Below are 26,635 nucleotides of genomic sequence, written 5' to 3'. Positions count from 1 at the left end.
ATGATTTATATCAGCAGAGATGATCTGACTACAGATAGTTACGATCGCTTTATCAAAGAAAGCAGTGATGATATTGAAGGCACACTTGAAAAGGCCGAGAAAAGAGCAATTGGATTAGCTAAGACCTATCTATCCGGACGCTATAAAGTGGATCTTATTTTTGGAGATCCTCCTGTACGCAATGAATTGTTAGTTGATATTATCTGCCAGATAGTACTTGAAAAAGTGTTTGGAAGAAATGCCGCACGCAAAGTTTCGTCCGATATCAAAACCGGTTATGATTTTGCCATCGAGCAATTAGAGAAAATTAATTCAGGCCGTACCGTTTTAGCTGACCTACCCATGATCACTGATGAGTCGGGGCAGGCATTAAGCGATAGTTTATTTGGCAATTTGTCTAACCCTAATTTTTATATATAATGGGATTATTTGATTTTATATTCGCACCTTTTGACCAGATTTTTGCCGAGCGCATCGATACCCAGATAGAAGACCGTATTCAGGCTGCCATTAAACAACCTTCAAGCGGTCCTCTTTCATCCGTCGTAGAGGGACAGGCTGTAATGATGAGCGCTAAAACCGTTGAAGACTGGAAACTGGCAGTAATGGCCGCTACCGATCCTGACAATCCCGACTGGTCATTACTTTTTCAACTGCATGATAACATGTGGCTAGATGATCATTTAGCCAGTGTGGTCGAAAGTCGAATTTTACATACAAAAAGTCATCCATTTAAACTCGTCAATGATAATGACGAAGAAAATACAGAACTGAATTGGCTATTAGAAAGGCCATGGTTTTATGACCTCATTGAGCTTGCTTTAATGTCAAAATTTAGAGGACGAAAAATGCTCGAAATGTATGAAATACATACAGATGGCGATTACATTGGAGAATTAAAAACAATTGCTGAAATCCAGCAACCATATTTTAATACAAAAAAAGGAATTATCATCAAGAGATCAGGAGATACCACGGGGTTTAACTATCAAGAACAACCTTATAAAGGATTTTATGTGCAGATCGGTAAAGATATGGATCTTGGTATGTTTACATGGATGGCTCCAATTGTATTGGCTAAAAAATTAGGAATGGGTGCCTGGTTGGATTTAATAGACAAATATGGAGTTCCTCCGTTATTTATCAATACTGATCGGGAAGATGAGGGACGATTAAGACAACTTTTCAGTGCGGCCATGAAATTTAAGCGGAACAACTTCATGATTACCCGAGGTAATGAAAAGATTGAAGTTCCGACAATGGGAGGTAATAGTATTGCGCCTCACGAGTCTTTACAAAAAAGAGGTGATGAATTGATCAGTAAAAGAGTCCTTGGGGGTACTGGATTGACGGATGAGAAAGGTTTTGTAGGAAGTGTCGAAATTCAGTATAAGTTAGCTAAAGATAGATTCAACAGTGATAAATTATTTTTTGAATATTTCTTCAATGCTGAGATTAAACCCAGACTTGTCAATTTAAGCCCAGTATATGCTGGATTAAAAGATCATTATTTTAAGTGGGATAATACAGAAGTACTTTCAGTCAAAGAGCTTATCGATGCTATTGTCAATCTCGGTTCACTTTACGATATCGATATAGAGTGGGTTGCAAAAATGACGGGTATTCCAGTGACCGGAATCAAACAACTGATGACTGAATCCATACAGTCTCAAAAAGAAAAAGCAAATCCTGAAGAAACCGAGGATACTAAAAAAAAAAGCGTAAAAAAGAAGTAACTGCGTTGCTATCTCAAATTACTGCGCTTTATCAATCCTGTAGCTGTGATGATCATATTGATATCACAGCTCTTGATCTTTCAAAGTTTGACAGACTCATAGACCAGGTTGCAAAGCAACTTCATGAAGGTAAAATAAAACCTTCGGATCTAAATCAATCTATGATCAGTGAGACATACAATGAACTCAACGCCGGAGCGGCCAAAGGCTATGGTAAAAAATGGGGGACTTTTCCTGCTGATGGTAAAGGAAAACTGCCACTGGAGCTGAAGAAAAACATTTATACATTTTCTTCAGCAAAAACTTATGCACAGCTTGAGGCTATCAACCATTTGTTATACGATATCCAGGGGAAAATAAGACCGTTCAATGAATTTTCCCAATTGGCTAAAAAGACCGGGCATCAATTCAATAAAAACTATCTTCAGTCTGAGTATCAAACAGCTCGAACAGCGGCACAGATGGCTCAGAAGTGGGACAAAATACAGGAAACAAAAGACCTTTTCCCAAATTTGAAATTTAGGACAGTTGGAGATAGTAATGTACGTGATGACCATGCTAAACTGGATGGTGTTATCAAACCGATTGACGATTCATTTTGGGCTAAATACTATCCACCTTTAGATTGGCGATGTCGATGTGATGTGGTGCCTACAGCAGAAAGTATGACTACACATGAAGAGAAGGCAATGCCTAAAGTTAATTTCAAAGGTAATGTTGCATTGGACGGAGAGATCTTCACAACAAAAGGAACATTTTTCAAACTTGTAGCAGGCGATCATAATGTAATCCGGAACATGGAGCTGTCAAAATTGAATGCACCGTATGAAACAGCTTATAAAAATGAAAAATCAAAAAAATTGGAAGTTAACATTTTTGCAGATCCGAAAGACCTGATTGACAATATTAGGATCGGAGAAATTTTGGTCGATGAACTTAATGCACACCTATATATAAGACCTCATCTTGACGGGCACCTTGTTAAAGGATATAAAAATCCTGAATACTTAATAAATGATGTAATGGCTGATCGAAAAACACCCGAATCAAAAAATTATAGTAAATCATTGAGCAAGGCCAATAAACAGGAATGTGAAATTGTTGTCATTGATCTTTCTGTGAATAAAGATACGGTCGAAAATGCCTATAATGCAATTGAACGCATTTTAAATAAAGATGTTCACGAATTTATTAAGGAGGTTATTATTGTTTCATCGGATGGCAACGAAGTAAGGATCCATAAACGCAAAAAGCAGTCCTGAAGAACTGCTTTTAAGAGGGGTATACACTTGGGATAAGCCGCGTGTTTAGCCTCATTACAAATATACATAAAATATGAGTAATCCAAACATTCCAAATTTTGAAGAAATCGCTGATAGTCTTAAAAAAGATGTTCGGTTATTCGCAAAGGTATATTGTCTTCAATGGTTTGATGACAGTTTCCAAAATCAGGGTTTTACGGATGCAGGTTTTGAATCATGGCAACCTCGTAAGTCTCCAGACAAAAGTCCGGGAAGAGCAATTTTAGTTGATACATCATTTTTACGTAAATCACTTATCAGTGAAGAATTCGAAAACAGTATGGAATTTGGATCACATGTACCATATGCAGCACTCCATAACAATGGTGAGCGTATGCGAGTCATACAATACGTAAGAGCACATCATCGTACTAAAGGTGGTAAAAGATATCAGGTGAAACCACATAGTCGAAAATTAGACATTAAGTTTCCACAAAGAAAATTTATTGGGGAATCAAAATTGATGATGGAAGGTCTAGATAACTGGTTTTTAAATGAAGTTGAAAAACGTTTTAAACACTAATTGAATATGCAAAATTTTGTTGAACTATATAAAGAATTAGCAGATAAGCTAACATTAAACATTCCAGATCTACGCTGGGTAGACCTTTGGAACTCTCAGGTATATCATATGGAAGAAGAGCACCCATTTCCAGCTCCAGCTATTTTTTTAGCATTTCGAAGTAACTCGATGCAGGACCAGGGAAATAAAATACAAAAAGTGACCATGCAGGTGGATGTCTTTATATATTACGAAACATTTTTGGATACTTTTAGAGGAGCCTATAATCAAAGTGATGCGCTTGCATTCCTGGACATGATGGATCATGTTAATCAATTATTACATGGGTCGAGCGGTCAAAGCTATTCGTCAATGAGGAGGGTTTCTTATAGTCCAATTGATACCGGTGGTGCTGGGAACCTTTGGAATATTGTGTACAACTGTGAACTGGTTGACTATTCTGCCATGAAAGAATTTGGTGAAGGTGGTTTTAAGGATCTTGAGGTACAAAAATTTGATATTCCTTAAGCAAAAAGAACAGCTTGATAATTGTCTACGATTGAAGTCCTTCCAAAAACAATATTTTCAATGGTTTTTGGAGATTTGTAAAATCTTACAGCAATATCTTTGAGAATGTATGCAGGACTAAACTTTGTTACCCCGTGCTCTTTTATTGCACTCATTCTTTCGAATTCTTTACGGATATCTGAATGAAGTCTGATTGTCTCAGGTCTAGCCATAGTATAAATGAAATCTATAATTAAGAATAACAAATATACGAAATATCGTATAACAAAAAAAGCCCTGAATGATCAGGGCTTATCTTATTTTATCGGTTCTTCAGGAGCTTGAAGTTTAGTGCCATCCGCATAAACTATATTTTTCAAATTCCATTTTGTTTTCAATTTACTAAATGGCACACTTTTTAAAATATCGTTTTCTGTATTAAACAAATTCAAATCATAAGCACCATCTTGTTTGTATATTTCATTTGGCTTCAATGTTTCCAAACTTTTTAAATTAGCATCAAGTAAAACCTTGTCAAGTGCATCAGCAAATTTAATTTCACCCTCAAATGCAGCAACTTCCTTTCCTGAATTATTTTTTCCTGTTATCCAAACTAAATAATACTCCTCATAGTAATCAGACTTTTTTAAATATCTGGCAGAATCTACATTAATACTAATCAAATTTGTGAATTTAGTTGAGTCAACTTTAAAAGCTTTTAATTTATCTTCATAAACTAACCTTTTGGCTTTTGCTGAATCAAGGATTTCACGATATGTCTTATCTATTTTTATTCCTTTACCATCTTCGAATTTTTCACCAGCGAATGCAGCTGTAATAGCTTTTCCAAATAGCTCTTTTCCGATTTGGTCAAAATCTTCTTGTGTATATTGGTCAGAATATTTCTTCTTAATATCTTCAATATCTTCTTTAGCAGATTTTACATCAAATTTTTTATCCAATTTACTGGAACACGCTCCAAATAGCAATAAAGCTAAAATTAAAACTGAAAGTCTTTTCATTTTTCTTCTGTTATAGATTAATAATATTTTCAAATATACTTTAATTTTTAACCCAATCAATTGTATTTCCCACTCGATCCCGTTTAGGTGATAATCCAAGACCTCTCAGGTGCTTCCAATACTCAGATAGATCACCAGGTGTTAACTTATCAGCATAGGATTTATTCCAGCTGTTTGGAAATCCTACTGTTCCTTTTTTCGATATCTCAAGCAAAAGCTCATTATAGTACCTTACAAGATTTGAAATACTATGTTTGCCTTTAAAAATGAAGTTCTCAGACTGGAAGTAGTGGTTCAGGATCTCATCAGTAATTTTAATGCTGGCAATCTTTCCACCGTCTTGACGTGATGCCTTATACTTAATATTATTGTGTTTTTCATAATGGACGCAGAACATAGCGACCTTCTTATTAGTGGCCAATTCTATTATCTTTTCACAATCAAGTCCGATCGCCTGGCTACAGGAGACAACCTGATCCTCTTGGTACGCAACACTCGACATTAGCCCTCTAAATTGAGGTTCATTTAAAGAGCTTTTAACATCTATTTCAATTGTCTTTAAAAGACCTTTAATATAGATCAGTACAATAGATCCATCAAGTTTGCCTGAAGTTAACTTATACACTTGTTTCATCGTTTTATCCCTCCTAAATATTGACTATAAATTTTTTCCAGTATCGTTAATATCAATCCAAGTTCATAAACAGACAATGCATTCATCCTTTTTTTCTTTTGCTTCAGACAGAAATCATCGAGCTTGATCAGTACCTGATCAGTAGTCTCGCCCCAGTTCATACTTCTGGCCAGACCGATCATTTTTTTCCTCTGTGTATCTCCAGGAGCAGGTCCCCACATACTGGGAACCTGCTGATGATTAGCCAGCATATTGAACAATTCATTAAACTCTTTATCGGACAATGCTCCGCTACTCGTTGTACGTCCATTTGTGAATTCGAATACTGCCTCTTCCTTTGTTTTACCAAGCGCCTTGCACATGGCGTAAAAACGTCGGTAATCTCTAGGCATTATTAAGATTCATTTTCGAAGAACACTTTATAAAAATTCATTCCCTTTTCTTCATCAAATCCTTTTTCAAGGATTTCACGTTTGCCATGCAAATAGATATGAGCATTCTTATCAAGCTTGATTACTGATTTTAATGAGGGCTGTATTTTCTTAACAGCCTTTTCAGAGATATCAAATGAACTATCCATGGGCACATTATATTCTTCACTAAATGTATCCTTATAGTCACTATATAAAGCTATTGCTGTTGCATTATCTCCAAAAACAACCTCCATAAACTCTTCCTGATCAAACTTTTCGTGTTCTTTGAAATACTGGGAAGTCTTGTTGATCATGTCTATTTTATCAGCCTTTTCCAATTCAAACATATCATCCATCTTTTCGACTATGAATTGTTTTGCAAGTTTGATGACATTTGATGTTTGCTGATAATTATCATTTCTAACCTTTACCTTAAGAAAATCATCTTTCCAAATCTGGGATTCTACTGTGTTTTTACCATCAACAAATAAGACCTTATAACCAAGATCTTTCTCACTTTTTAATATTAAGGTACCTTCATCGATGCTATCCATATTGATTGCATTCTGCGTGATTTTAAAATCTATTCCTGCCGCATCGGAATTAACCTGTAAGAAGGTGTTTTTACTGTAAGATTTGAACAATCCAATAGCGTCAAACAATTCACCTTCAAACTGTATATCTTTAAATTGCACCACATAAAAATCAGAACTTTTAATTTTAGGATGACAACTAATCTCATATAAAAACTTCGTCAACTCAATAGATAGCCCATGCATACTTAACATTCCTTTAAAAAACTGTGAAATGTAATAATATACTTCGTTAAGTTCTAGGTCTCCATTTGGGTGAAATAAACGATACACATCATTTATCTTCATGAAACCTTGACAAAAGAACTTTAATAAGCAATGAGTTAAATCCTCATCTTGAGCTAATTTTTGAAAAAAGGGATCGTGTAGGATATAAAATTCCTCTCTTAATTTATTTCCGACGTGATGTACGGATAGATTTTCTATTTTACTATCTTGGAAAAATAACATAGTTGTGTTGTTTTATTTTGTTAAAAATTATATGAACTTGTAACCACGTGGTTTGATCGCTTCGATCTTTGCTTTGAATGGAAAACCATTCATTTCCTTTACCTTTATGCATTGCTGCTGGAGGATAACAGATCCTGTAAAGATCACCCTGTCCTTATCTTCATGTTTGATCTGTAGAACCAGTCTATTGCCGTTTCCTTTATCCTGATACTTGGATGGTTCGATTTTAAAGTCCAATACTTCAATGGTATGGTTGACAACCTCTTCAATCTCTATTTTCTTTCCGGTAAAGTGCTCGATCTGAATATTCAAATCACTAAAGTTTTTCATGTATGAGTTTTTTGATTAAATGTTTGGAATTGCAGTGCTTTGCCCAGCCCATATAACTAGAAATACTTTCTTTTGGTCTTTTAGCCTTTATTGCGCGTGCAAAAGCCTGCTTGATGGATTTTCGCATTAATACATGTGTATGGTAGTGTACATATCCTCCAAAGTCAATGCCTAGACTTGTTGGAAATGGACCGCGGTTGGGTTTCAATGATAGTTTTAGGTTTTCATAAAGATATGTTTGTATCCTTTCAAACAATCGGTGCAGATAGTTCTTATCGTGGTGCAGTATAACAATATCATCAGCATAGCGTAGAAAGTAGCTTACCTTACATACTTCCTTGATCCAGTGATCGAAATAGGACAGATAAAAGTTGGATAAATACTGGCTTAAATAATTGCCGATTGGAAGACCAGGGGCGCTATCGATAATACCATCCAATAGCTGGAGCATTTCTTTATCCTTGATCTTTTTACGTAACATGGATTTTAGGATCCCATTATCTACGTTTGGATAAAACTTCCTGATATCAACCTTAAGACAATACATCGTACCCTCGACATCTGTCATATACTTCTGTAATACCTTACTGGCCAAATGAACGCCTCGGCCTTTGATACAGCTATATGTGTCACGTGTAAAAACTGACACAAACATTGGTTCAAGGATATTCATGATAGCATGTTGCACGACACGGTCGCGATATGGAAGGATTGAAATTTCCCTTTCTTTCCGTTCATAAATGGTACGGTGCTTATATGGGGAAGTCTTGTAAGTATTGGTTACTAACTCACGATAGATATCAGCGATATTCTGGTCGAAATTTTTGTTAAACTCAATAATACCGGTCTGCTTAGACTTTCCTTTCCTTGCGATGCTATCCGCAAGGATAAGGTTGTCTATGCTGCATAATTGGTCGTATATGTTACCTATTCTTTTCATTGTTGCGCCTTTGCTTAAAAGGTCGTTTTCGCTCGGTTGAGCTACCAACGCCCTGCAAGGAATTAGTGTTTTTTTACCTTACGGTAAGGTCTGTGCTGTTATTATTATTTATTAGCATTGTGGGCACTGACATTCGCGTTGTCGTTGTCGTAGTTGTAGTCGTAGTACGAAAACGAGGAAGACGAACCAGTACAGCACACGACCTTCATTATTATTTCTTATTTGGTCCTATAGATCTATTGTAAATAGCAATGAATTGCTTACCCATATAGATTGCTTTTTCCGATGTATCCACCGAGCGGCGGGCACCGACACCCGCGCCGTCGTTGCCGTAGATGAAGTCGCAGAACGAAAACGAGGAAGACGAACCAGCATCTCTTTTAAAATATGGATAGTACCATCTTTGATCCATTGCAAGTTCTTTACCTTCACGTAAAGCCAAAGCGATTTCCTCGATCTCCTTATCTGCTTTTTGAGCATCTGTGTCGCGCTCAGTTTCCCAGTTGAATCGTTCTATCGTTTTACCGTTGTAAGCAAGAGCTGCTTCTAAACTATCGATACGGTCAATGATATTTTTGACAAATACTTTTTCTCCAAAAAGATTTTTCAATAGGTGCTTACCTTTTGCATTCGCTTCATCAAAAGCCTTAACTGCATTTTCTTTACTGATCGTTAGATTTTCCATGATTAATCGTTTGTACCGTTGATATACTGACTATACTCCACTGGGAATGTTTTTCCCGCAAATTTTGCTCTCTCACTATCGACTAAAAGATGGCGGGCACCGACACCCGCGCAGTCGTGGCCGAAGTCGTAGCCGTAGCACGAAAACGAGGAAGACGAACCAGTTGGATTATAAAACCAAGGAAAATATCCCAGATTAACATGTTTACCGCCATTCAGTGCAAAAACAATGACTTTCACCTTTTCATAACCGACAGTATCGATATCCATTCCCTTTGTACGCTCATTGAATTGATCCAATGTTTCACCTTTTACTTCGAGTGCTTTCTCGAATGTGTTGATCTCTCTGTAATCCATCTTTTTATCTGTTTAATAATTTGTTTTTGATTTCTTTTTCAAATGCTCGATCTAAATCATCGAATTCTTCTTTGTAAGCTTTGATTATCACTCTGCTTTTTGTGATAAATTGATTTTGATAAATATTATGCTCGTATTCCTCCACAGTATCCATGATCATGTAACCTAGAGATAAAAGGAACTCGACTTTTTCGTCGTCTGTGAAGTGTATCTGCATACTAATTCTCTTGTTTCACCTTTAGTACCAAATAACTACTGCGACGTACTGCATCTTCTGATAGATTGTAAATGACCATTTGATCTCCTACATTTAAATTTTGGGGATTTATAACTATATGCCCTTCCCAGTAATTACTTTCCTCATCCGATTTTACAATCATACCGCCCAGATCTAACCATATTGTAACTAGGTTTTTATCACTTTCTTCAAATTCCACCTTTGTTAATGGAGTTTTTGATTGTTTGACAAAAAATAATGCTAAAACAATCGCAGCCATTACCACCATGAAAATGAGTATTACGGGTAATTCATCTTTGAAAATCATAAGAAAAACCTCCTTCCTTCCTCATAAGCTACGTGAATGAACCTCATTGCTACCTCATCGTCACCACCATCTGGAGATGGAGCAAAGCGCTGGTATCTGAAGACCGATTCGTAAGCATCCTCGGACTTGTTCACCATTACTTCGTGATGCAGATCCCTTGCATCTTCTACAGAAGGGATGGATACTTTAGTATCCTTGTCCCATCCGATTCTTTTTGATATTTCGCTGTAAATGCTCATATTGATTCTATTTTTTCAATTTTGTAATTCACTTCTCTGATATTAAGCCCTCGCATACCTATTGGAGATTTTAAAAGGATATCAATCGTTTCACCAACTTTGATATGATCATGATCTACGACTGTATTACCTGTCCAAATATGTTTCTGGAATGGCCCGCAATCAGTCACTATACCGTCCATATTAATTATCCACCAAAGGAAATCCTGACCTTGGTCTTCGAAATAAATTTTTTTCATATTAAAGACTGCTAAAATTTAATTCCAATCTGTTCCATTTTCCATTTTTATCTTTGGTCTTGAACTCATAACCAAACTTTTTGAAGGTAATGGAGTAACCTTCTTTGATCAGCTGTAGACCTTTCACCCAGCGTGGATCCTGAAAAGTATCTTCGTACTCAAGCAACTCCATTACCTTCGCGTATTCTAGATCTCCATTATTATTGCGTTGAATAAAACCCATCAAAATTGGGTGGATCTTTCCTGAAGTTTTTTTGATGCCTTCTGATAAAAGAAAATCTTTAATTATCTCAACAGCTTTATTTGCTCGCTCATCCCAAGATGGATCCGTGTCTCTACGTCTCATAATTCTTTTATTGTTTTGAGAATTCTCAATCGTAAAACCGCCTTGACTATTTGATCGAATACCACCGTACTCGTTAATTGCTTCACGGTGGATATCCATCACGGCGTGAGCTTTCTTTTTGAAACGAGCAATTGTAAGCGACAATTCTACAGCCTCTTCCATGAGCTCTTCGATAGAAGTATCTTTATTGCTTTCATACTTCTTTTTAGCATTTAACCTTTTTTTCTTTTCAGCTTTTTCTTCCTTTGCTAATTCAGCCATAAGTGCTTTGCGCTCATCTGCTGTTAATCTTGATATATCGTTCATCTTTTTAATTTGCTAATTCTAATTTCTGATTTGATCCAAACTGCAATACATGCGATTACTAGACATGTTATTTGAAACAATAGTGGTCCTACAACCTCAATCCAGGTTAATTCAAAAACCTGAAAAATCTTAAGAGTAATTAGGATAATTGTCATTAATGCCGGCAGGCTATTATTGACGTTCTGAAAAATTTTAGTTGACATCGCTACTACTTTTTGACCTTTTAATAAAATTGATTGCACCTGTTTCTTCAGCTAACCGAAATCCATCTACAGCAACCTGTAGAATACCTTTTACTTTTTCATCTTTATCCTGGGCGCTACAAAGCTCTGCTGAAATACTAATTGGGTTTCCATGTGCATATACCAAAGACGATTTACCGGATTTCACTACTCCAAAAACTATAGCATCTTTTGGCAATTGCTTAAGCATTTCGATCAATTCGTTTACAGATGTTTCTTTTTTGTTCTCTGTTTGTTGTGTTTTTTGATTTTCCATTTTACTTTGTTTTAGAGTCAATGATTCCGATTATTCCATTGATGACTGTAGCATCCGTTTCACTTACCAAATAGGTCCCATATCCTTGCATATGCGCTATAAAAGCCAGTCCCTCTACACTGTCAATACTGAAATTATATTCAGCCTTGTTCATGATATCTTCTAACTTAAGCTTATGGATCAGCTTTGATAAAGCATGAAATACCATTCTTACAATTGCAGGGGCTTCATTCGAAGGTTCACGCCAACCAAGTTCTAAGCATGCTATCCAAACCTTAAGCTGATGCTGATTGATTTTGAACTTTATTTTTTTCATTTTACGTGTATGTTGATGTCAACTTTAGCGCTATCTCTGACGCCACATCCCATGCACTTAGCAGGATGTTTAATTGGCTCTGGCTCGACAGCAGGATTCTTTTTACAGGCAATCGTCAGGACGATCAGAATGCAGCATATGACTGCGAACTTTAGTTTTTTCATTTTGATCTGTATATTAAATTAAGTACGTGGTGAAATTTTATAAGCAATGTTTCATTACTGTACAATAGCTTTCCATTGTGGATCGTGTAATAGTCATCTGTGACACGTTCCAGATCCTCTTCATCAGGACTTACCTGATGCAATCTTCCTTTTTTGTCAACCTCCATACCCTCGAACATGCTATATCTAGCGAGGGGTAAGAATCCTTTATTACGTCGTATCCATTCATTATTCCATAGGCCGCGCATTAAAGTGGAGTACCGAACACGATTAAAAATATTTGGATGAGCACCAAAAAGAGCACGCTTAAGGAAGGCTTCATACTGCTCAAACTGATGATCACAATATTGTTGCTCTGTCCATCGCAACATGCCACATATCTCAGTTAGCTGTGTTTGATTGAGTAAGTTGGTTTTCTCAATCAAACTCAATTTTTTTGGTGCTTTTGCAACAGCCGTTTTAAGTTTTTTTGTAAGTGTTTTCATAATTGAAAGTTTATTACGTTAGTTTCATTTGAGCTTTACGCATTCCCTCTTCCCAAACAACATATGGGGTATTTCCTCCATATCTAGTAGCTTCAACTGGTGTAGCTACGAATTGGTGTACGCGTAACTTGACATCTGCATCAAATCTTACTTCGTCAGCTAGATCACCTTTAGGTTGTAAACCTTGAGCATGACAGGTGAAAACGAAAAGTTTATCTGGGAATTCCGCAATTAATTCAAAATATTGTTCGACGGTAATCCTTAAATATTGAAGACTATCAACAAATACAACCTTGAAGCTTCTTTCTTTTCTTAATCGCTGTTTCATCCTTTCAAATGATTCTGACTGAAATTGAATCCGATTTCCTACAGAGGCTATATTGGCTACTTGTAAGGCTCTTCTGAATGATAATTTTTTTTTCTCCTCCAAAGAATTGTAGTATACAGGTTCAAATCGTGAAATGTATTTGGCCAATTCAAGCGCAAACTTTGTTTTACCATTACCAGATTGTCCCCATATGATCCATACACCTGCCAGCTCTACTTCATCCCCAATCGTATCTGCCCAATCACCTTCGAACTTCATTGTCTTGTATTTGATCCTTTCGAGGTCACTGTAGCTAAACATTGGTGCTAACTTGATTTCGCCTGCCATTTACGCTACCTCTTTACCGTTCAACAAAAAATATTTAGCGACTTCTTTACGTACGATACGCAGATCACCTTCACATAGGTTGTGGATTCTTTCGATTTCATCTGCATCATCCAAACCATTCGCCATGCAAACTGCTGCTACATCGTTAAAATCAGGAAGATCTAGCTGAAGAAAATTGCCATGTAGCCTAGATAGCACTTCACGATATCCGATTTTGTCATTTTTAGCACCTCTTTCAATACGTTTCTTAAGAGCAGGCACACCCGATACAACAAAGCCAGTACATCTAAATAAATCATTGTACATGTCCATAAATAGGTCAAAGGCACCATCTTTCAGTTTATCCATTTGATCAATGATGATCAGTGGACTTTCGAGTCCCATGACGTGATCGATAAATGATTCGATCATACTTTCGACAGTTCCTTCAGCGACTAGACCAGCAGCTTTGGAAAGATTCACGATGTATGATTTTGTTTTCCAATAGTTCTTACATTCAATGTAAATGACATTACCAGTGTAGCGTTCATAATCGACGTAAGCATGTGATTTCCCAACACCTGCATTGAAAGAAATACCCACAGTTAAATGACGATCTTGTGAAGCCTTCAAAAGCTCCAGTAATTTGACATAGTTAGATGTATCACCGGTATTCCAATCAATATCTATCTTCAAAATAGCCTGAACCTTGCGCCACATAGCATCAGAAATCGTATTCCATTGTCCTGATATCATTTTGCTTACTGTAGCATTACTGATCCCCAATCGAGCGGAGAGCTCAACTTGAGAATATTTATATTTAACTGATTTGATTTTCCCCGAACCTGCCAAACGCTGTAGTTCCGTGGCAATGATCATTTTATTTTCGTTCGTCATAACTTTCGATTTATATTTCGGTTAATAATGATTTCTTTCTATCCACATCCATACTGATAGATTTCTTAACTCTACCATGCATTTTGATGTGTAACTCTTGGTCAGCGGACATGCGCTCTGGAGTGATACCTGTCCGACGTTGCAGTGCAGCTACAGCTTTCAGGTCACGTTCGTATTCCTTATCACGTACGTCAAAATCTTTTTGCCATATCACTTTCTCACCGTCGCGCATCGTTGCTGGAACAGGATCGAATTTTCGTTTTGGTTCTGCATAGGCTACAAGGAATTTTTCACCAGCCTGATTCGTTTGAAGCAATTGGATAAATGTATCCAGGCTACCCGGATCGTATCGAACGATAAATTTTGCACCGACATTTTTACGTCTGAATTCGATATCGATATTACCTTCATCATCGTACACTTCAAATAGGTAGTCTTTTTTGTCGATCGTCAGTTCAAGACCATGTGCACGATAGGTAACAGGGCGTTTTTTCTCTTCGATCCAGATATACTTCATGATATCTTCCAATTGGATTTCTTCAGACACCGGCATTTCTTCCTGATAAAGCTTATTACGCTCAACAAGGAGTGTTGAATGTTTTCCTTCATTCCAGGTGCGCACTATAGCTTCCCATTGTTTGATGGCAGCGTCCTTAGTCGGAAGGCTATCTTTTATCTGTTGTAGATATTCCATGTTACGATGAGAACTGTCTTTCTTGGTTCTTATACCTTGACCATCCGAGTTCCATAACTTGGTTGTTACTTCAGTTTGTAGCATGCCGTGTAGTTTATCTGCTGGATTACCGTGTCCGTATGCACGGTGAGGGTAATGGGTACCACCATCATCTGCAATTACTCTGCTATACAGTTCCTGCATCTTAGCAGATTTGTGTCCGGACTGCTGATCATAGGTCAATAGATAAGGTCTGTACCCAGCTGTTTGTACTGCCATTTTAATAGCAGTGAAGTGATCCACATGCGATTCTGTTTCCGATAGACTCCAGCCGATTATTTTCTCACTGTGCACATCAAATACAACATCGATACGCTTGTAAGCACTCATCTTTGTAGAGCTTTCCGGATCATAGTAAGTAAGATCCAGTTTGGTACCATCAATAGCCCAATACACATTCGGAAACCAGCGTGTTTTGTCTTTAGATACTGTATGTTTGAATTTCTTGTCATAGATATCTTTACCATCACGTGATAAAGTCCATATTCTAACATTCTCAGGCTTATCCAAAAACATTTTAATAGCACCTTCACTCAAAGAAGGCCAGCCATTATTGTCCATTTCCATACGGTACATGTCCAGCAACTCAGGTACACTGAATTTATTTGGAAGTGAATAGACCGCAAGAATATAGTCAGCTATTTCCCCTTTGATTTTGATCGTATTGACATTACCTTCACCGGCATGCACAAAAGAAGAATAGCCTTCTTTCAGATAACGGTTATAACGGCTTCGAAGTCGTGCAGGTGAAGTCGGTAAATTGTAAAACCACTTTTTCTCATCTTTCCCTTCATTCAGTTTATTCACAGCATCTGAAATATTATCCCAGATTTTACTTTTTTTAGGGCCAAAAGCCTTAGTCGACTGTTTTGGGTCAGTTAAAAGAGTTTTAATAGCGTTTAAAATACAGCAGTTGGTAGCCCGTTCAATCTTGATCTTATCATCTAGTTTTCTACCATCTGGATAGCGGTGTGTTGCGAAAAAATCAATTGCTTTCACATCGGGTAAAATATGAGGTTCAAGATGATTCACTACGACAACCTCTTTATAATCACCTAAATTTTTCTTGCATGCCATTTTATACTCCTGTGGAAGATCATGGTAACTCAATAATGCTTCATTGCCCTTTCCTCTGCCTTCACGAACACGAATAAGTTGACTTTTAAAGCATTTCTGTTTGTAATTTGTATAACTTATAAGTCCCCAGTCCTCATAAAGAAGACTTGCAGGTATGCAGAGTGTATTGTTATAGTATTGATAAGATTTTATTTGCATCATCATTACTTTTTGTTTAGTTCCCGTCCAACGGCGATGGCTGGATTACGCTTTCGGGAATTTTGTTGCCATTTATAATTCATTAATTTTCTTTTGGATTGCAGCTTTAGAAGCACGATCCATTTGCAAATACTCATCTTGGATTTTGACAGGGACAGTCCCAACGCGTTCACCTCGAATAGACATCAGTATATAATTACGCTTAAACCCATACTTGATCATCAACTCTTTCACTGCGTCATCATTGTAATTCTGTGGTTTTTTTCTAAGTTTGTTCATTGCTTAATGTGTGTTTGATATAACACAAATATAGAAAATAAATTTTCGATAAAACAAGTGAATTAGTAAATATATTTACGATGATAAAAGACAGAGTTATACAAGTTGTTGAATTAAAAGGGATTGCTAAAGAAAAGTTCTATACACAAATAGGTATGACGTCAGCTTCTTTTAGAGGTAAAGCCAAGGAAACACCTTTAAATTCAACCGCAATAGAAAATATATTATCGATAATACCAGACGTAAACGCTGAGTGGTTACTTACTGGACAAGGAAATATTCTTAAAGACTCCAATACTAAAAACAGAGCGATTTCTTCAAAAAATGGAATACCATTAATTCCTGTAGAAGCCTTCGCTGGTGCCGCACTCAACAATGGATACTCTCTAAATTTTGATACAATAGATGAACGTTATAGTGTTCCTTTATTTGATGATAAGGGTGTTGATTTTCTTATGTATGTCCGTGGATCATCTATGTATCCAAGATACAATTCAGGAGATGTAGTAGCGTGTAGATTTGTCCGGGAACGTTTGTTCATTCAATGGAACAAGGTTTATATCATAGATAGCAAGAGTCAGGGCGCAATGATAAAAAGACTATTACCTAGCAATAACCCAGATCAAGTTATTTGTAGATCTGACAACAAAGATTACATTGATTTCGAAGTCCCATTGAGTGATATACAAAATATTGCACTAGTAGTTGGCTGTATAAGCTTAGATTAAGGAACGAATTGTACTCATAAACAGTATATTAATATTACGACTTTATATCAGTATTGATAATCAATCAATTAGAGTGTTATATGTAAAAATCAATGTAATAAGACCACCTAACTCACGGCATTTTTAATGTAAAACTGTTCTATTTATGTAAACAGACAACCAAACTCAAGCAATTATTCAACATTATTTGTAACCCTAAGTGTAACCCTAATCATAACCCTAAACACATTTTTTTGTTAAAACAGACTTTTGTAGGCATAAACAAAAAAGCCAGTGATCCGTTGGGAATACTGGCAATATTAGAAAGGATTGATAGTAACAATAAGCTTTTTAAAGGTTATTTAAGCCGTTTTAAAGGGTTTTTAGTACCTAAATGGTAGTATGCGTATGTAATGGTAGTAAAGCGCCGTTATAAATGGTAATGAAATGGTAGTAGATGGTAGGTTAGATACGATCTGTTTTTACAGCCTACGGCTGGCGTTTTGTAGGAAAACGCCGTTTTTAATATCATTAACATTGATTTTAACCGTTTTTGCCGTTTTCTATTTTAATACGTTTTGTTATACCCCCTATAATTTGAAAATGTATCTTATTTTATAACCTTCTTCAAGAAAAAATATGGGCATACACCTGAAGAGTTTAGGAAGATGCAATAAGGAGCCAATAGGATAGATGTGTTGCTGTCCTGAAATCATCACGCGCTATTCTGTATTTAAGGATAGCGCGATGATGATTGTGCAAGTTAAATAAGCTTGTTAGAAGCTATAGGATACATGGGTGAGAAACCTGTCTCCTGCTTGTACGCGACCGTCTGCAAGGTTCTGGTCGAGCGGTGATTGGTAGTTGCCACCAAAGGATATTTTCCCAAGGTTGACTTCTACCCCTATAACGCCTGTAGTGGAGTGCCCGCCAGATTGTGCCACATCATATTTTCCATAGACCACATCCTTACTTTGGGTTTCATAGATTAGGCCAGCATTGGGTGCAATACGGACTTTGGTCTGGATATTGAACTTGTAATAAGCGAGGGCATTGGTCGTAAATTTATTGGCATATCGGTAATCGTACTTGTTTTCTGTATTCATTTTATAGGTGGCATTGACGTTCAAGCCGACATCCATTAATCTGACATCATAAGCCAGATTGACCATAAAATCCGTACTGGCTGTCCCCAATTGAAAATTATTGGGAGCGTCTTGCGCGGTATTGCTGCGTTCACTTGCGTCGTATTTGCCTGTAGGGGCTTTTATGCCTGCACCTAGCCAGAGCGAATGGACCAACATTTTATTGGATGAGGTGCTGGTTGCTTCTTCGAATATTTTGAAGTACCCCATGGCTACGACATCTCCCAATCCATTTTTTTCGCCCTGCTCTCCACTGCCTTTAATGCTACGGGCATTGAAGTTATAGGGGAGAATGGCCATTACCCGCCAACGCTGCCCGATGTTCCAGGCTCCCCACATCTCCATGCTTTGATAGGTTTCATCAGCCGTAAGTGGTGTGCGATTGCCGGTTGGTCCAAGGTGGGAGAGGAGGGATTTATGCTGGTAGCGAAGACCGACGAATCGCTTGTTGAAATCGGGGAGGATACCTATATAATAGCTTCCTACTCCACATCCACAGATGTCACATGCTTTTGAAAAGGGTATCGCGATACCGCAGGCCAATAGTGTCAATAAGATGTATCGCATATATTTTCCCATTCGATTGTTATTATTCATTTGTATCTATTTTTATAGTGTGCATAGTTAGTTAGTTAGTTAGTTAGTTAGTTAGTTAGTTAGTTAGTTAGTTAGTTAGTTAGTTAGTTAGTTAGTTAGTTAGTTAGTTAGTTAGTTAGTTAGTTAGTTCATGACAAATCCTGATCCTATTTCGGGTTCGGCCAATAGTTTATTGGTTACAAAATCCCGGTCATCCAATGTTTTGAGGAAGCTGATCAGGTTATTCTTTTCCTCATCGGTCATGCTTATACCCAGCGAACCGTCAGCACGCCTAAAGATGGGGTCTAAGGTCGGAGAGTCTACCATGCCATCGCGGTAGTGCTCGACCACGCGATTGAGGGTCAAGAAACGACCATCGTGCATATAGGGTGCGGTATACGATAGATTCCGAAGACTGGGTACCTTAAATTTGTATCTGTCTGCAGCATTCAAGGTTACAGAATCTCTACCTGTGTCATGCGCACGATTAGGGGAAAGTCCATTATTGCGGTAGCTCCTGTCCGTAAATAACGGTTCGCTATGGCAGGATGAACAGTTTTTCTGAAAGAAGAGATAGCCCTTTTGCTCCTGATCTGTAAATGAATAGCCTTCCTCTTTGCGCATGACATGATCGTATTTTGAATTGCTGCTTACAGCCATTAACATGTATTGCGAGAGTGCTTTAAAAAAGCGCGCATCTGTGATTTCGGCGGTCCCAAATGCTTTTTTGAATAGCGCCGGGTAATCCGGATGTGCGCGTAATTTTTTGAGCACATTTGGAACGGTTTCATCCATTTCTACCGGGTTGGTTATGGCATTTACTGCTGTCAGATCGAGGTCGAATACTCCACCATCCCAAAAGAACTCTTGTTGCCAAGCCATATTCATGATGGGCATGGGATTGCGTATGCCGAGACGGTCGTCAATACCATGGCTCACATCATGACTATGATGGGTGAAAGCCGAAGATTGAATATGACAGCTTCCACAGGCGATGGTATTATTGCGCGATAGCCTAGGCTCAAAGAATAGGCGTTTGCCCAATTCAAATCCATCTTTTGTGATCGTGTTTCTTGCGAAATTATACACTGGCTCTGGAAAATTGCTCGGCTTCACGAATCCTGTGAACAATTCTGGAAGCGATTCTTCTCCTTTTTTGCATGCCCAAACCAAGACTAAAAGTCCAATAATCACTGCTGTTTTTTTCATCCTCTATAGCTCTTCTTCACTCTTTACAAAATTTTCAGTATGATCATGCGTAAATAAACTCGGAAAATTATTGGCAATATTGACGCTGTAATCACTGAACATAACATTGGGGTGCGCTACGATACTAAAAGTATGGGGACCATTGAACGCTTTCATGATATCGACAAATAGGTGGACATTACTGCGTAATCCGGCTCTCACTTGTGCTGTGCCTGCGTTTTTAAGGTCTACAGTAACCGTTTTGATATTGTTGATCGTAGGGGCACTGTAACCACCAAATCCACCGATATGGTATTTGAACTGTTTATTTCCCGTAGGATCTCCTTGTTGATCATCCGAAATGAGATCACAGTAGCCTTCCATTTTGAAAAAGATGTAGCCACTGTTCCAGCCCCAGTACATGCCACCTCCATGTCCTTCCTCTGCATCGAAGGAAAGTACACCGGTTCTCTTTTCTACGGGCATGGTATTTCTAAGGCTGTCTACACCGATCACAAATTCGATTTTACTGTAATCTCCTTCAGGCACGTTTACTTTTGTAAATCGTGTTGTCCGATCTGCAGCATTCACTAAAAAATAACTCGAATCTTGGGGTACGGTATAGCTACTTCCATCCGTTTTATACACTTTGATATTACTGATGAAATATTGTAATAGTTTGATCCTGAAAGGTTCTCCTTTTGCATTTTTATATACCCTTGATTCCAAAGCTAAAGTCTCTTCACCTACGATATTGTCAAATTCGATAGAGAATTGCCCTACTTTTTCTTGGTCTGGTAAGGGAGCTTCAGTCTTGCTACATGCGTAAAATAAGGATAGGAGGAGGATCAGCATTGCTGCGCGTGCGATTTTGCTACGTACTTCTGTTTTCATCGTTTTCATTTTAATATAATTAGTGTTTATATAATTTTTATAGGGTGTTACTTTACTTTGACGGTATAAATGAGGGTATCCTCCGATAGGGTTTCCTTATCTTTCATAAGCTTCACTTTAACGATCCATTCTCCAGGCATAGAAAAATGGATCATCCCTGAATACTTTCCGTTTCCAATGCTTTTTGCATGTTCATTTTCTGAAGAACCATGTTTCATCGCGGGCATAAAAGGTTCGATCGCTACTGTATAGTCATCGACATTGGACAAGATTTCTTTATCCTTTTTACTCAAGACAAAGGCTATGGTCTGTTTCCCTACTTTAACTTCCTGAGGAAGTAAGCACGATACAAATAGCTGGTCATTACGCTTTGTTTTAGTAAGTAGGGTACGCGTAAAGGAGTCTTGGTGTACTGGTAATGAAAATATTAATGTGTCTGTTTTGTCTTCCTCTTTTACAATGGTCTTGAATAGCCACCCCTTTCCCATATCTTTTATATTCGCCATGTTAAAGACCACATCAGCACGGTAGACTCCATTTCCTAAATTCACTAGTGGGTAAGATGGTCCCGGATGTGACATCATTCCCATATCCATCACGATTTGATAATCTAATGAGGCAGCCGATTTCGTTTTATCATTTTCATATTTAAGGTATAGGGATTCGAACTTATTTGATAGGCTATCGGAGGCCCAGAGTGATATTTTTTTACTGTCATATAACGTATCCGCGAGCTGTATCATGTGGGATAGATCTACGGTTGAATCTGAACTGCTCATGTCAGTTATTGCTATTGTTTGTTTCGTTGTATGGTTGCAACTGTACATGGATAAGACTAGCGGTATTAGATACAAGTGCTTAGCAGCTACTGTTATACTTCGTGTAATTGTTTTCATTTTTAATAAAATATGTGTTTATATAATTTTTAGAGATTATCCACGACTCGGTTACTGACGAAATCTTGCGCTGGGCTAGCACTATTTTTCATAAGCTTCACATTGATTTTTGTGCACACGCGCATGGTGTAGGTCAGCATCAGATTTACCCTGAAATGTACTACCACAAACAGCAGATGTTCGGCATGCGCAATATGCCACGCATCGGATATTCCTAGCTCAATAAATGAGCATACAGCGCGTGTCTGTATACGCTTTAGGGTTGTTTTTGGCGCTCCTGATAGCGTGTGCAGTTCTATATGATTCGTGAAAAATGAAAAAACTTATTGGACAGATTTCTTCAGTTGACTTATGCCATTAAGCGGTGTAGAGTGGGGGATGAAAGATGGTTTCTGCAAATTGAAAGGTGTACATATTATCTTTCAAATCGTATTTTGGAACACGGATCTGCGGATTGTATTTGTTTTTTTTGAAGTCGAAGATATCCATAGGATGGATATAGGCAAGTTGGTCTAGATTTACAGGTGCTTGTTTCGTTTCCTTTTCAGCCTGTTTCTTTAATTTCTGCATCAGTACGCACTGACCGTTACAGTGCATGAGTGGTTTGTCTTTATTGAGACAGAATTTAGCGTATGCTATTGTATTGAGCTTGTAATCGACGAGCATACCAATCTTGCTGAACGTCTGAAATAAGAACGTCAGTAAAAGTATGCATATGGTCAATTGTTTCAAGTCAGTTAATTTTTGTACAAATATACTGCCCTAAAACTGATTCCAGTTTTGATTTTCGTGCAGATGATACTGCATTTCGGAACATATACAGGCGAGTCCCATTGAACGACCCGCACGGTTCATGCTGGTGGTACGGTTTTATTCAGACCAAACGGCCAATTCATTACCATCTGGATCGATAAATTGAAACCGTTTACCTCCGGGGAAACTGAAAATATCCTGCGCGATGATACCACCGGCATTAATTACCTTTTTCAAGGTCGATTCGATATCCTTTGAATAAAGAACAATCAGTATGCTTCCTTTTGCGGGTGTACCTGTTGTAAATCCACCATCGATATAGTCGCCTTCAAAGGCCGTGTAGTCTGGTCCGAAATCAGTGAAGTTCCAATCGAAACTAGCCGTATAGAATTTTTTGATCTCTTGAAGATCCTTCGATAGAAATTCGATGTATTGGATCTGTTCGTGTTTCAGTTTATTTTGTGTGGTCGTATTTGTCATAGCCTTTAGATTATAGATACAAACTTAAATAAATTTGTACGACTTAAGTTGGGTTGAACTTGAAAAATATTCATGCTCATTTTTAGCTTGCTAATTATAAAAAATCTGTCATAACTGATGCGGTTGAATTAGTAGCAACCTGTATTATATACAGGTTGCTATGCGTAATTCTTTAGTCTTGTGTACGATCTACCCGGAAAGTTTAGTATGGCATTGTCAAAATTTATCAATTATTCATTAGGGAACTACCTAAAAGTGGGAACCTACTTATGTGTACTTATCGCTTTGATGTGATTGTTGCCAATAATTTCAAGGAATAACCTTTCAATAATTGATATGAAAAAAATACAATTTTTACTCTTGCCTTTTTTACTGTTCTGTACAGCATCTTTTGCGCAAAACAAGGATGCGCTAGGCTATGCTCAAGTTATCAATAGCAGCAATGCCAGGGCACATCTTACTGTACTGTCCGCTGACGCATGGCGGGGTAGGGAGGCTGGAACTGAAGGTGGTGATAAAGCGGCCCAATATATATCCGATTATTACCATAAAGTAGGGCTAAAGGGGCTGGTAAATGGGGGATATAGGCAGGAAGTGGAAGCCAGGCGCATCCCATTAGCTGAATCTTTATGGGTTCAAGGGGCTGCATTTAAACCGGTGGTCGATTTTTTTAATATGCCCGCATCGGTTTCTATGACTGGTTTTCAGCTGAAAACGGATAGTATACTCTTTGCTGGTTATGGGGTTATTGATGACGGTTTGGAATCGTACAACGATTTTCAGGATCAAGCTATAACGGGTAAGGTGGTCATGTTGCTCGGGTCTGGACCGCGAGATGCAGCTTTCTCTTTTCAGGATAAAATTAAATACTTGTCTTTTCATAAGGCTAAAGCGGTCTTGATGGTGGAACCGGTGGTGGATAATAAGTCGGATGGTCTTATGCAACACCTTTCGAACGAGCAGATGCTGTTGCAGGGCTCGCCTGAATTAGCGGCAGTGCAAGCGATGGCACAAGGGATGCCGCTGATCTATATCGGCCAAAAAGTGGCGGATGCGCTCTTGAAATCTGCTCATACCGATCTTGCTGCTGTCCGGGAAAAACTGACGGAAACCAACATGCCCTATCCTTTTGTCTTTAAAACCGACTTTGCGGCTACGGCTTCTCGAGCAGTGGAAACGGTGCATACTGCCAATGTATTGGGTTTTTTGGAAGGATCCGATCCAGTATTGAAAAATGAGGTGCTGTTGCTGAGTGCGCATTATGATCACCTGGGGGTAAATCATTATACCGAAGGTGATAGCATCAATAATGGTGCTGACGATAATGGGTCTGGTACTACTGGAGTGTTGCTTATGGCGGATGCGTTTGCACAGGCCGCTAAGGCGGGGAAGGGACCTAAACGTAGTATCCTCTTTATGGCGACTACTGGCGAAGAAAAGGGATTGTTGGGCTCATCCTGGTACGTGGACCATCCGGTGGTGCCGCTCGATAAGATCATAGCCAATCTAAATGTGGATATGATCGGACGGACGGATACTTTGCCGCATCCTGATCATAATTATATTTACATCATCGGCGCGGATCGACTGAGTACGGATCTGGATCGGATAGTGAAAGAAACCAATACCACTTATTCAAAGCTTGAACTGGATGAACGGTATAATGTGCGTAACGATCCTTTTCAATTGTATTACCGATCTGATCATTACAATTTTGCGAAGCGAGGTATACCGGTTACCTTTTATTTTAGTGGATTTCATGCAGACTATCATAAGCCTAGCGATGAAATTGAAAAGATAGATTTTGATATCCTCTGCAAAAGAGCACAGTTGATCTTCTATACGGCATGGGAGTTGGCGAATGCTGCGACCAAACCTGTGGTGGATAAAAAGGTGGAAAAATAGCGCGGAATATGAGGTGGACATTGGGCATTTAGGTGGACAATCAGGTAGATAGGTAGATAGGGATTGTCTTTATGGTTATTTTTGGTTCTTGATCTGCTTTTTAGCCCTGTCGTAGGTTTGTCTGCAGATGCCCAGATGCATGGCTTTGATGGTCGAATTGGCTACTTGACTAAATAATGGATTATCTGCTTCAAAGTGGATAATACGCTCTTGTGTAGGTGCATTGAGCAGGATGATACGGTCTTGATAACTTTGCTCTTTCTGGATGCTCAATTCTTCCATATGCTGTGCTATTTCTGGAAATGCATTGCGCAGGTCAAGGAGGTCTTGGTAGGACATGGAAAGTACAGGTCCAGCTTCAATCATCTGAATCGTATGATTGCGCGGCATATCTTGAAAAAGGCTGTTATTGAAGATAATGGGCTCGTTCTTTTCCCATATGTAGGTACCGATATTGCTTTGCGTTTTTTCATTAAAATAATAGCTGTGTACCATAGCATTGACAGATAGCCAGGCGCGACCTTCTGCTGCTGGTCCTGGAGATTCTAGTACCTGATTTTTGAGCGCTTTTTGAATACGAGTTATCTGAACGGCTCGTTCCATCAGGTCCGGTTGCTTTGCTGCTGGAACCAGAAGTTTCGACTGTAGATAGCTTAAAAGTAATTTTTGTTTTAAATCGTTCATAGTGAGGATTAATAATAAAATGGTTTTCAGAAAGATAATGCATAGCCCGTGAAAAAAAAGTGACGAAAGTCACTTTTTTTAATGATATAGGACACTTATTTTAAAAATCTGGGTTTAAATGACTTTAGGGGCCATTGAAATCTGAAAAATGGTTACTTTTTTTTGATAAATTGTTATAATGTACACTTTTATTGATTTTTGGTGATGATTAATGAGGTGGATATGGTGCTGAAAAAGATGGTTTAAGGATTCGCCCGTGTGCTGGATGCAGGTATGGAGCTGAATATGATGATCATAATTGAATAGTTAAACATCAACTCTTTTACAGCTGTACCGTAAAAGAGTTGATGTGGAGTTAAACCTGTCGCCTGATGTAACCGTATCTTTTTCTTTTTAGACCTACGTGCATCGCCTTGATGTCGAGGTTGGTAATGCTGCAGAACAGTGGGTTTTCCTTCTCAAACCTCATGATGCGATCTAAAGAGGGCTCATTGAGCAACTGGATCCGATGCTGATGGGCTTGCTCATTCTGAAGGATGGTCTGTTCGATATCGGCAGATACTTCTGGAAATTCACTGCGAATGGTCAGCATATCCGGATAGCTAATCGAAGTGACGATCCCGTCTTCGAGCATCTGTACATAATTAGTCCGATCGGTGCCGTTCAACAGGCTCGATGCAAATAGGATAGCTTCTTTTTTCTTCCAGATCTGTGTCCCATAAATAGCATCTTTTTTCTTGCTGTAGTAATAGCCGTGAACCATAGCTTGCGCAGAATACCAAACGCGCCCTTCACTGGCTGGGCCCGGTGATTCCAAATCTTGGAGTTTTAGGGCCGATTGGATCGTGAACATGGGAGCTATACGCTCAAACAATAATTGCTCGCGATCAGGCATTAAGTTGAGCTTTGTCTTTATATAATGCTTGATCAGGTTTTCCTTATGTTCTTTCATGATCATTGCTTTTTACTGATCGATCTTGTA

The 26,635-nt window shown here is 38.2% G+C and carries 36 protein-coding genes; 7 read left to right on the top strand and 29 right to left on the bottom strand.

All coding sequences use genetic code 11. The features are described from left to right. The 5 genes from KO02_RS15745 to KO02_RS15725 all read left to right on the top strand — a co-directional run bounded on the left by KO02_RS15745 (window position 1) and on the right by KO02_RS15725 (window position 4,067). Complete coding sequence (locus KO02_RS15745) at window positions 1-420, top strand: phage protein Gp36 family protein (RefSeq protein ID WP_038699791.1); 420 nt, start codon at window positions 1-3, stop codon at window positions 418-420. Next, window positions 420-1,736: a hypothetical protein gene (locus tag KO02_RS15740; RefSeq protein WP_038699789.1), complete on the top strand. Its 1,317-nt coding sequence runs from the start codon at window positions 420-422 to the stop codon at window positions 1,734-1,736. The genes KO02_RS15745 and KO02_RS15740 overlap by 1 nt, the downstream gene beginning before the upstream one ends. 5 nt (window positions 1,737-1,741) lie before the next feature. Next, window positions 1,742-2,998: a phage minor head protein gene (locus KO02_RS22915; RefSeq protein WP_144243345.1), complete on the top strand. Its 1,257-nt coding sequence runs from the start codon at window positions 1,742-1,744 to the stop codon at window positions 2,996-2,998. A gap of 73 nt (window positions 2,999-3,071) precedes the next feature. Then, a complete protein-coding gene (locus tag KO02_RS22910; RefSeq protein WP_051959979.1) occupies window positions 3,072-3,560 on the top strand; it encodes a phage virion morphogenesis protein in 489 nt (162 codons plus the stop codon). A gap of 6 nt (window positions 3,561-3,566) precedes the next feature. Beyond that, entirely contained in the window at window positions 3,567-4,067 is a 501-nt protein-coding gene (locus tag KO02_RS15725) for a hypothetical protein (protein ID WP_038699787.1), read from the top strand. Here KO02_RS15725 and KO02_RS15720 read toward each other — a convergent pair. The 21 genes from KO02_RS15720 to KO02_RS15615 all read right to left on the bottom strand — a co-directional run bounded on the left by KO02_RS15720 (window position 4,064) and on the right by KO02_RS15615 (window position 16,425). Continuing rightward, entirely contained in the window at window positions 4,064-4,279 is a 216-nt protein-coding gene (locus KO02_RS15720; RefSeq protein ID WP_038699785.1) for a hypothetical protein, read from the bottom strand. The two genes, KO02_RS15725 and KO02_RS15720, sit on opposite strands and share 4 nt — an antisense overlap. A gap of 84 nt (window positions 4,280-4,363) precedes the next feature. Continuing rightward, window positions 4,364-5,068, bottom strand: a complete 705-nt coding sequence (locus KO02_RS15715) for a hypothetical protein (RefSeq protein WP_038699783.1) — start codon at window positions 5,066-5,068, stop codon at window positions 4,364-4,366. 40 nt (window positions 5,069-5,108) lie between these two features. Then, a complete protein-coding gene (locus KO02_RS15710; protein WP_038699781.1) occupies window positions 5,109-5,702 on the bottom strand; it encodes a hypothetical protein in 594 nt (197 codons plus the stop codon). Next, window positions 5,699-6,094 carry a hypothetical protein gene (locus KO02_RS15705; RefSeq protein ID WP_038699779.1) on the bottom strand — a complete coding sequence of 132 codons (396 nt, stop codon included), beginning with the start codon at window positions 6,092-6,094 and terminating at the stop codon, window positions 5,699-5,701. The genes KO02_RS15710 and KO02_RS15705 overlap by 4 nt, the downstream gene beginning before the upstream one ends. Before the next feature lie 2 nt (window positions 6,095-6,096). Continuing rightward, window positions 6,097-7,158 (bottom strand): nucleoid-associated protein, encoded by a 1,062-nt coding sequence (locus KO02_RS15700; RefSeq protein WP_038699777.1) that lies wholly within the window; start codon window positions 7,156-7,158, stop codon window positions 6,097-6,099. 27 nt (window positions 7,159-7,185) lie between these two features. After that, the gene (locus KO02_RS15695) at window positions 7,186-7,488 is read right to left on the bottom strand and encodes a hypothetical protein (protein WP_038699775.1); all 303 of its coding nucleotides are present in this window, start codon (window positions 7,486-7,488) and stop codon (window positions 7,186-7,188) included. Beyond that, window positions 7,475-8,428 (bottom strand): reverse transcriptase/maturase family protein, encoded by a 954-nt coding sequence (locus tag KO02_RS15690; RefSeq protein WP_038699774.1) that lies wholly within the window; start codon window positions 8,426-8,428, stop codon window positions 7,475-7,477. The genes KO02_RS15695 and KO02_RS15690 overlap by 14 nt, the downstream gene beginning before the upstream one ends. 211 nt (window positions 8,429-8,639) lie before the next feature. Beyond that, entirely contained in the window at window positions 8,640-9,113 is a 474-nt protein-coding gene (locus tag KO02_RS15685; RefSeq protein ID WP_038699771.1) for a hypothetical protein, read from the bottom strand. Between the two features lie 2 nt (window positions 9,114-9,115). Beyond that, window positions 9,116-9,469, bottom strand: a complete 354-nt coding sequence (locus tag KO02_RS15680) for a hypothetical protein (RefSeq protein ID WP_038699769.1) — start codon at window positions 9,467-9,469, stop codon at window positions 9,116-9,118. Window positions 9,470-9,473: 4 nt separating this feature from the next. After that, complete coding sequence (locus KO02_RS15675; protein WP_038699767.1) at window positions 9,474-9,686, bottom strand: hypothetical protein; 213 nt, start codon at window positions 9,684-9,686, stop codon at window positions 9,474-9,476. Between the two features lies 1 nt (window position 9,687). Further along, window positions 9,688-10,014 carry a hypothetical protein gene (locus KO02_RS15670; RefSeq protein WP_038699765.1) on the bottom strand — a complete coding sequence of 109 codons (327 nt, stop codon included), beginning with the start codon at window positions 10,012-10,014 and terminating at the stop codon, window positions 9,688-9,690. Next, complete coding sequence (locus KO02_RS15665; RefSeq protein WP_038699764.1) at window positions 10,011-10,253, bottom strand: hypothetical protein; 243 nt, start codon at window positions 10,251-10,253, stop codon at window positions 10,011-10,013. The genes KO02_RS15670 and KO02_RS15665 overlap by 4 nt, the downstream gene beginning before the upstream one ends. Beyond that, entirely contained in the window at window positions 10,250-10,492 is a 243-nt protein-coding gene (locus tag KO02_RS15660; protein ID WP_038699762.1) for a hypothetical protein, read from the bottom strand. The genes KO02_RS15665 and KO02_RS15660 overlap by 4 nt, the downstream gene beginning before the upstream one ends. Window position 10,493: 1 nt before the next feature. Next, a complete protein-coding gene (locus KO02_RS15655) occupies window positions 10,494-11,144 on the bottom strand; it encodes a DUF3164 family protein (RefSeq protein WP_038699760.1) in 651 nt (216 codons plus the stop codon). A 192-nt stretch (window positions 11,145-11,336) separates the two neighbouring features. Next, window positions 11,337-11,642 (bottom strand): hypothetical protein, encoded by a 306-nt coding sequence (locus KO02_RS15645; protein ID WP_038699756.1) that lies wholly within the window; start codon window positions 11,640-11,642, stop codon window positions 11,337-11,339. 1 nt (window position 11,643) lies between these two features. Continuing rightward, on the bottom strand, window positions 11,644-11,958 hold the full coding sequence (locus tag KO02_RS15640) for a hypothetical protein (protein WP_038699754.1): 315 nt from the start codon (window positions 11,956-11,958) through the stop codon (window positions 11,644-11,646). Between the two features lie 160 nt (window positions 11,959-12,118). Further along, window positions 12,119-12,607 carry a hypothetical protein gene (locus KO02_RS15635; protein WP_038699752.1) on the bottom strand — a complete coding sequence of 163 codons (489 nt, stop codon included), beginning with the start codon at window positions 12,605-12,607 and terminating at the stop codon, window positions 12,119-12,121. A gap of 13 nt (window positions 12,608-12,620) precedes the next feature. Next, window positions 12,621-13,262 (bottom strand): ATP-binding protein, encoded by a 642-nt coding sequence (locus KO02_RS15630; RefSeq protein WP_051959978.1) that lies wholly within the window; start codon window positions 13,260-13,262, stop codon window positions 12,621-12,623. Further along, window positions 13,263-14,138 carry an AAA family ATPase gene (locus tag KO02_RS15625; RefSeq protein WP_038699750.1) on the bottom strand — a complete coding sequence of 292 codons (876 nt, stop codon included), beginning with the start codon at window positions 14,136-14,138 and terminating at the stop codon, window positions 13,263-13,265. It abuts the gene before it with no gap. A 10-nt stretch (window positions 14,139-14,148) separates the two neighbouring features. Next, window positions 14,149-16,152 (bottom strand): integrase catalytic domain-containing protein, encoded by a 2,004-nt coding sequence (locus KO02_RS15620; protein ID WP_200878559.1) that lies wholly within the window; start codon window positions 16,150-16,152, stop codon window positions 14,149-14,151. 66 nt (window positions 16,153-16,218) lie between these two features. Next, a complete protein-coding gene (locus KO02_RS15615) occupies window positions 16,219-16,425 on the bottom strand; it encodes a hypothetical protein (RefSeq protein ID WP_038699748.1) in 207 nt (68 codons plus the stop codon). Between the two features lie 80 nt (window positions 16,426-16,505). Between KO02_RS15615 and KO02_RS15610 the strand changes: the two genes are divergently transcribed. Then, window positions 16,506-17,153: a helix-turn-helix transcriptional regulator gene (locus KO02_RS15610; RefSeq protein WP_038699746.1), complete on the top strand. Its 648-nt coding sequence runs from the start codon at window positions 16,506-16,508 to the stop codon at window positions 17,151-17,153. Between the two features lie 755 nt (window positions 17,154-17,908). Here the strand turns inward: KO02_RS15610 and KO02_RS15605 are convergent. The 6 genes from KO02_RS15605 to KO02_RS15580 form a co-directional block, all read right to left on the bottom strand. Continuing rightward, window positions 17,909-18,616 (bottom strand): transporter, encoded by a 708-nt coding sequence (locus tag KO02_RS15605; protein WP_235212272.1) that lies wholly within the window; start codon window positions 18,614-18,616, stop codon window positions 17,909-17,911. Window positions 18,617-18,997: 381 nt separating this feature from the next. Further along, the gene (locus KO02_RS15600; protein WP_038699741.1) at window positions 18,998-20,062 is read right to left on the bottom strand and encodes a cytochrome-c peroxidase; all 1,065 of its coding nucleotides are present in this window, start codon (window positions 20,060-20,062) and stop codon (window positions 18,998-19,000) included. A 3-nt stretch (window positions 20,063-20,065) separates the two neighbouring features. Beyond that, the gene (locus tag KO02_RS15595; protein ID WP_038702804.1) at window positions 20,066-20,935 is read right to left on the bottom strand and encodes an MbnP family protein; all 870 of its coding nucleotides are present in this window, start codon (window positions 20,933-20,935) and stop codon (window positions 20,066-20,068) included. A gap of 47 nt (window positions 20,936-20,982) precedes the next feature. Then, the gene (locus KO02_RS22905) at window positions 20,983-21,831 is read right to left on the bottom strand and encodes a FixH family protein (protein WP_051959977.1); all 849 of its coding nucleotides are present in this window, start codon (window positions 21,829-21,831) and stop codon (window positions 20,983-20,985) included. 357 nt (window positions 21,832-22,188) lie between these two features. After that, window positions 22,189-22,563, bottom strand: a complete 375-nt coding sequence (locus KO02_RS15585) for a hypothetical protein (RefSeq protein WP_144243344.1) — start codon at window positions 22,561-22,563, stop codon at window positions 22,189-22,191. Between the two features lie 138 nt (window positions 22,564-22,701). Beyond that, window positions 22,702-23,064, bottom strand: coding sequence for a VOC family protein (locus tag KO02_RS15580; protein WP_038699737.1), 363 nt, complete (start codon window positions 23,062-23,064; stop codon window positions 22,702-22,704). A gap of 336 nt (window positions 23,065-23,400) precedes the next feature. Between KO02_RS15580 and KO02_RS15575 the strand changes: the two genes are divergently transcribed. Continuing rightward, window positions 23,401-24,969, top strand: coding sequence for a M28 family peptidase (locus KO02_RS15575; protein WP_038699735.1), 1,569 nt, complete (start codon window positions 23,401-23,403; stop codon window positions 24,967-24,969). A gap of 75 nt (window positions 24,970-25,044) precedes the next feature. On the opposite strand, the gene KO02_RS15570 is transcribed toward KO02_RS15575, so the two are convergent. After that, window positions 25,045-25,653, bottom strand: coding sequence for a Crp/Fnr family transcriptional regulator (locus tag KO02_RS15570; protein WP_038699733.1), 609 nt, complete (start codon window positions 25,651-25,653; stop codon window positions 25,045-25,047). A 355-nt stretch (window positions 25,654-26,008) separates the two neighbouring features. After that, window positions 26,009-26,605: a hypothetical protein gene (locus KO02_RS15565; RefSeq protein ID WP_038699731.1), complete on the bottom strand. Its 597-nt coding sequence runs from the start codon at window positions 26,603-26,605 to the stop codon at window positions 26,009-26,011. Between the last annotated feature and the right edge of the window lie 30 nt (window positions 26,606-26,635).

Source organism: Sphingobacterium sp. ML3W, assembly GCF_000747525.1.
Taxonomy (GTDB): Bacteria; Bacteroidota; Bacteroidia; order Sphingobacteriales; family Sphingobacteriaceae; genus Sphingobacterium.
The sequence above is the reverse complement of the archived record's forward strand: the minus strand, read 5'-3'. Positions and strand labels throughout refer to the sequence as shown.

Coding starts and splice junctions, on each gene's coding strand:
- KO02_RS15615 (WP_038699748.1), bottom strand. CDS start 16,425: ATGAACAAACTTAGAAAAAAACCACAGAATTACAATGATGACGCAGTG.
- KO02_RS15630 (WP_051959978.1), bottom strand. CDS start 13,262: ATGGCAGGCGAAATCAAGTTAGCACCAATGTTTAGCTACAGTGACCTC.
- KO02_RS15620 (WP_200878559.1), bottom strand. CDS start 16,152: ATGATGATGCAAATAAAATCTTATCAATACTATAACAATACACTCTGC.
- KO02_RS15690 (WP_038699774.1), bottom strand. CDS start 8,428: ATGAAAAGAATAGGTAACATATACGACCAATTATGCAGCATAGACAAC.
- KO02_RS15685 (WP_038699771.1), bottom strand. CDS start 9,113: ATGGAAAATCTAACGATCAGTAAAGAAAATGCAGTTAAGGCTTTTGAT.
- KO02_RS15670 (WP_038699765.1), bottom strand. CDS start 10,014: ATGATTTTCAAAGATGAATTACCCGTAATACTCATTTTCATGGTGGTA.
- KO02_RS15640 (WP_038699754.1), bottom strand. CDS start 11,958: ATGAAAAAAATAAAGTTCAAAATCAATCAGCATCAGCTTAAGGTTTGG.
- KO02_RS15645 (WP_038699756.1), bottom strand. CDS start 11,642: ATGGAAAATCAAAAAACACAACAAACAGAGAACAAAAAAGAAACATCT.
- KO02_RS15605 (WP_235212272.1), bottom strand. CDS start 18,616: ATGTGGGGAGCCTGGAACATCGGGCAGCGTTGGCGGGTAATGGCCATT.
- KO02_RS15575 (WP_038699735.1), top strand. CDS start 23,401: ATGAAAAAAATACAATTTTTACTCTTGCCTTTTTTACTGTTCTGTACA.
- KO02_RS15715 (WP_038699783.1), bottom strand. CDS start 5,068: ATGAAAAGACTTTCAGTTTTAATTTTAGCTTTATTGCTATTTGGAGCG.
- KO02_RS15655 (WP_038699760.1), bottom strand. CDS start 11,144: ATGAACGATATATCAAGATTAACAGCAGATGAGCGCAAAGCACTTATG.
- KO02_RS15745 (WP_038699791.1), top strand. CDS start 1: ATGATTTATATCAGCAGAGATGATCTGACTACAGATAGTTACGATCGC.
- KO02_RS15565 (WP_038699731.1), bottom strand. CDS start 26,605: ATGAAAGAACATAAGGAAAACCTGATCAAGCATTATATAAAGACAAAG.
- KO02_RS15680 (WP_038699769.1), bottom strand. CDS start 9,469: ATGGATTACAGAGAGATCAACACATTCGAGAAAGCACTCGAAGTAAAA.
- KO02_RS15720 (WP_038699785.1), bottom strand. CDS start 4,279: ATGGCTAGACCTGAGACAATCAGACTTCATTCAGATATCCGTAAAGAA.
- KO02_RS22910 (WP_051959979.1), top strand. CDS start 3,072: ATGAGTAATCCAAACATTCCAAATTTTGAAGAAATCGCTGATAGTCTT.
- KO02_RS15580 (WP_038699737.1), bottom strand. CDS start 23,064: ATGACAAATACGACCACACAAAATAAACTGAAACACGAACAGATCCAA.
- KO02_RS15665 (WP_038699764.1), bottom strand. CDS start 10,253: ATGAGCATTTACAGCGAAATATCAAAAAGAATCGGATGGGACAAGGAT.
- KO02_RS15660 (WP_038699762.1), bottom strand. CDS start 10,492: ATGAAAAAAATTTATTTCGAAGACCAAGGTCAGGATTTCCTTTGGTGG.
- KO02_RS15695 (WP_038699775.1), bottom strand. CDS start 7,488: ATGAAAAACTTTAGTGATTTGAATATTCAGATCGAGCACTTTACCGGA.
- KO02_RS15610 (WP_038699746.1), top strand. CDS start 16,506: ATGATAAAAGACAGAGTTATACAAGTTGTTGAATTAAAAGGGATTGCT.
- KO02_RS15740 (WP_038699789.1), top strand. CDS start 420: ATGGGATTATTTGATTTTATATTCGCACCTTTTGACCAGATTTTTGCC.
- KO02_RS15705 (WP_038699779.1), bottom strand. CDS start 6,094: ATGCCTAGAGATTACCGACGTTTTTACGCCATGTGCAAGGCGCTTGGT.
- KO02_RS15675 (WP_038699767.1), bottom strand. CDS start 9,686: ATGCAGATACACTTCACAGACGACGAAAAAGTCGAGTTCCTTTTATCT.
- KO02_RS15635 (WP_038699752.1), bottom strand. CDS start 12,607: ATGAAAACACTTACAAAAAAACTTAAAACGGCTGTTGCAAAAGCACCA.
- KO02_RS15595 (WP_038702804.1), bottom strand. CDS start 20,935: ATGAAAACAGAAGTACGTAGCAAAATCGCACGCGCAGCAATGCTGATC.
- KO02_RS22905 (WP_051959977.1), bottom strand. CDS start 21,831: ATGAAAACAATTACACGAAGTATAACAGTAGCTGCTAAGCACTTGTAT.
- KO02_RS15710 (WP_038699781.1), bottom strand. CDS start 5,702: ATGAAACAAGTGTATAAGTTAACTTCAGGCAAACTTGATGGATCTATT.
- KO02_RS15725 (WP_038699787.1), top strand. CDS start 3,567: ATGCAAAATTTTGTTGAACTATATAAAGAATTAGCAGATAAGCTAACA.
- KO02_RS15625 (WP_038699750.1), bottom strand. CDS start 14,138: ATGACGAACGAAAATAAAATGATCATTGCCACGGAACTACAGCGTTTG.
- KO02_RS15600 (WP_038699741.1), bottom strand. CDS start 20,062: ATGAAAAAAACAGCAGTGATTATTGGACTTTTAGTCTTGGTTTGGGCA.
- KO02_RS15700 (WP_038699777.1), bottom strand. CDS start 7,158: ATGTTATTTTTCCAAGATAGTAAAATAGAAAATCTATCCGTACATCAC.
- KO02_RS15570 (WP_038699733.1), bottom strand. CDS start 25,653: ATGAACGATTTAAAACAAAAATTACTTTTAAGCTATCTACAGTCGAAA.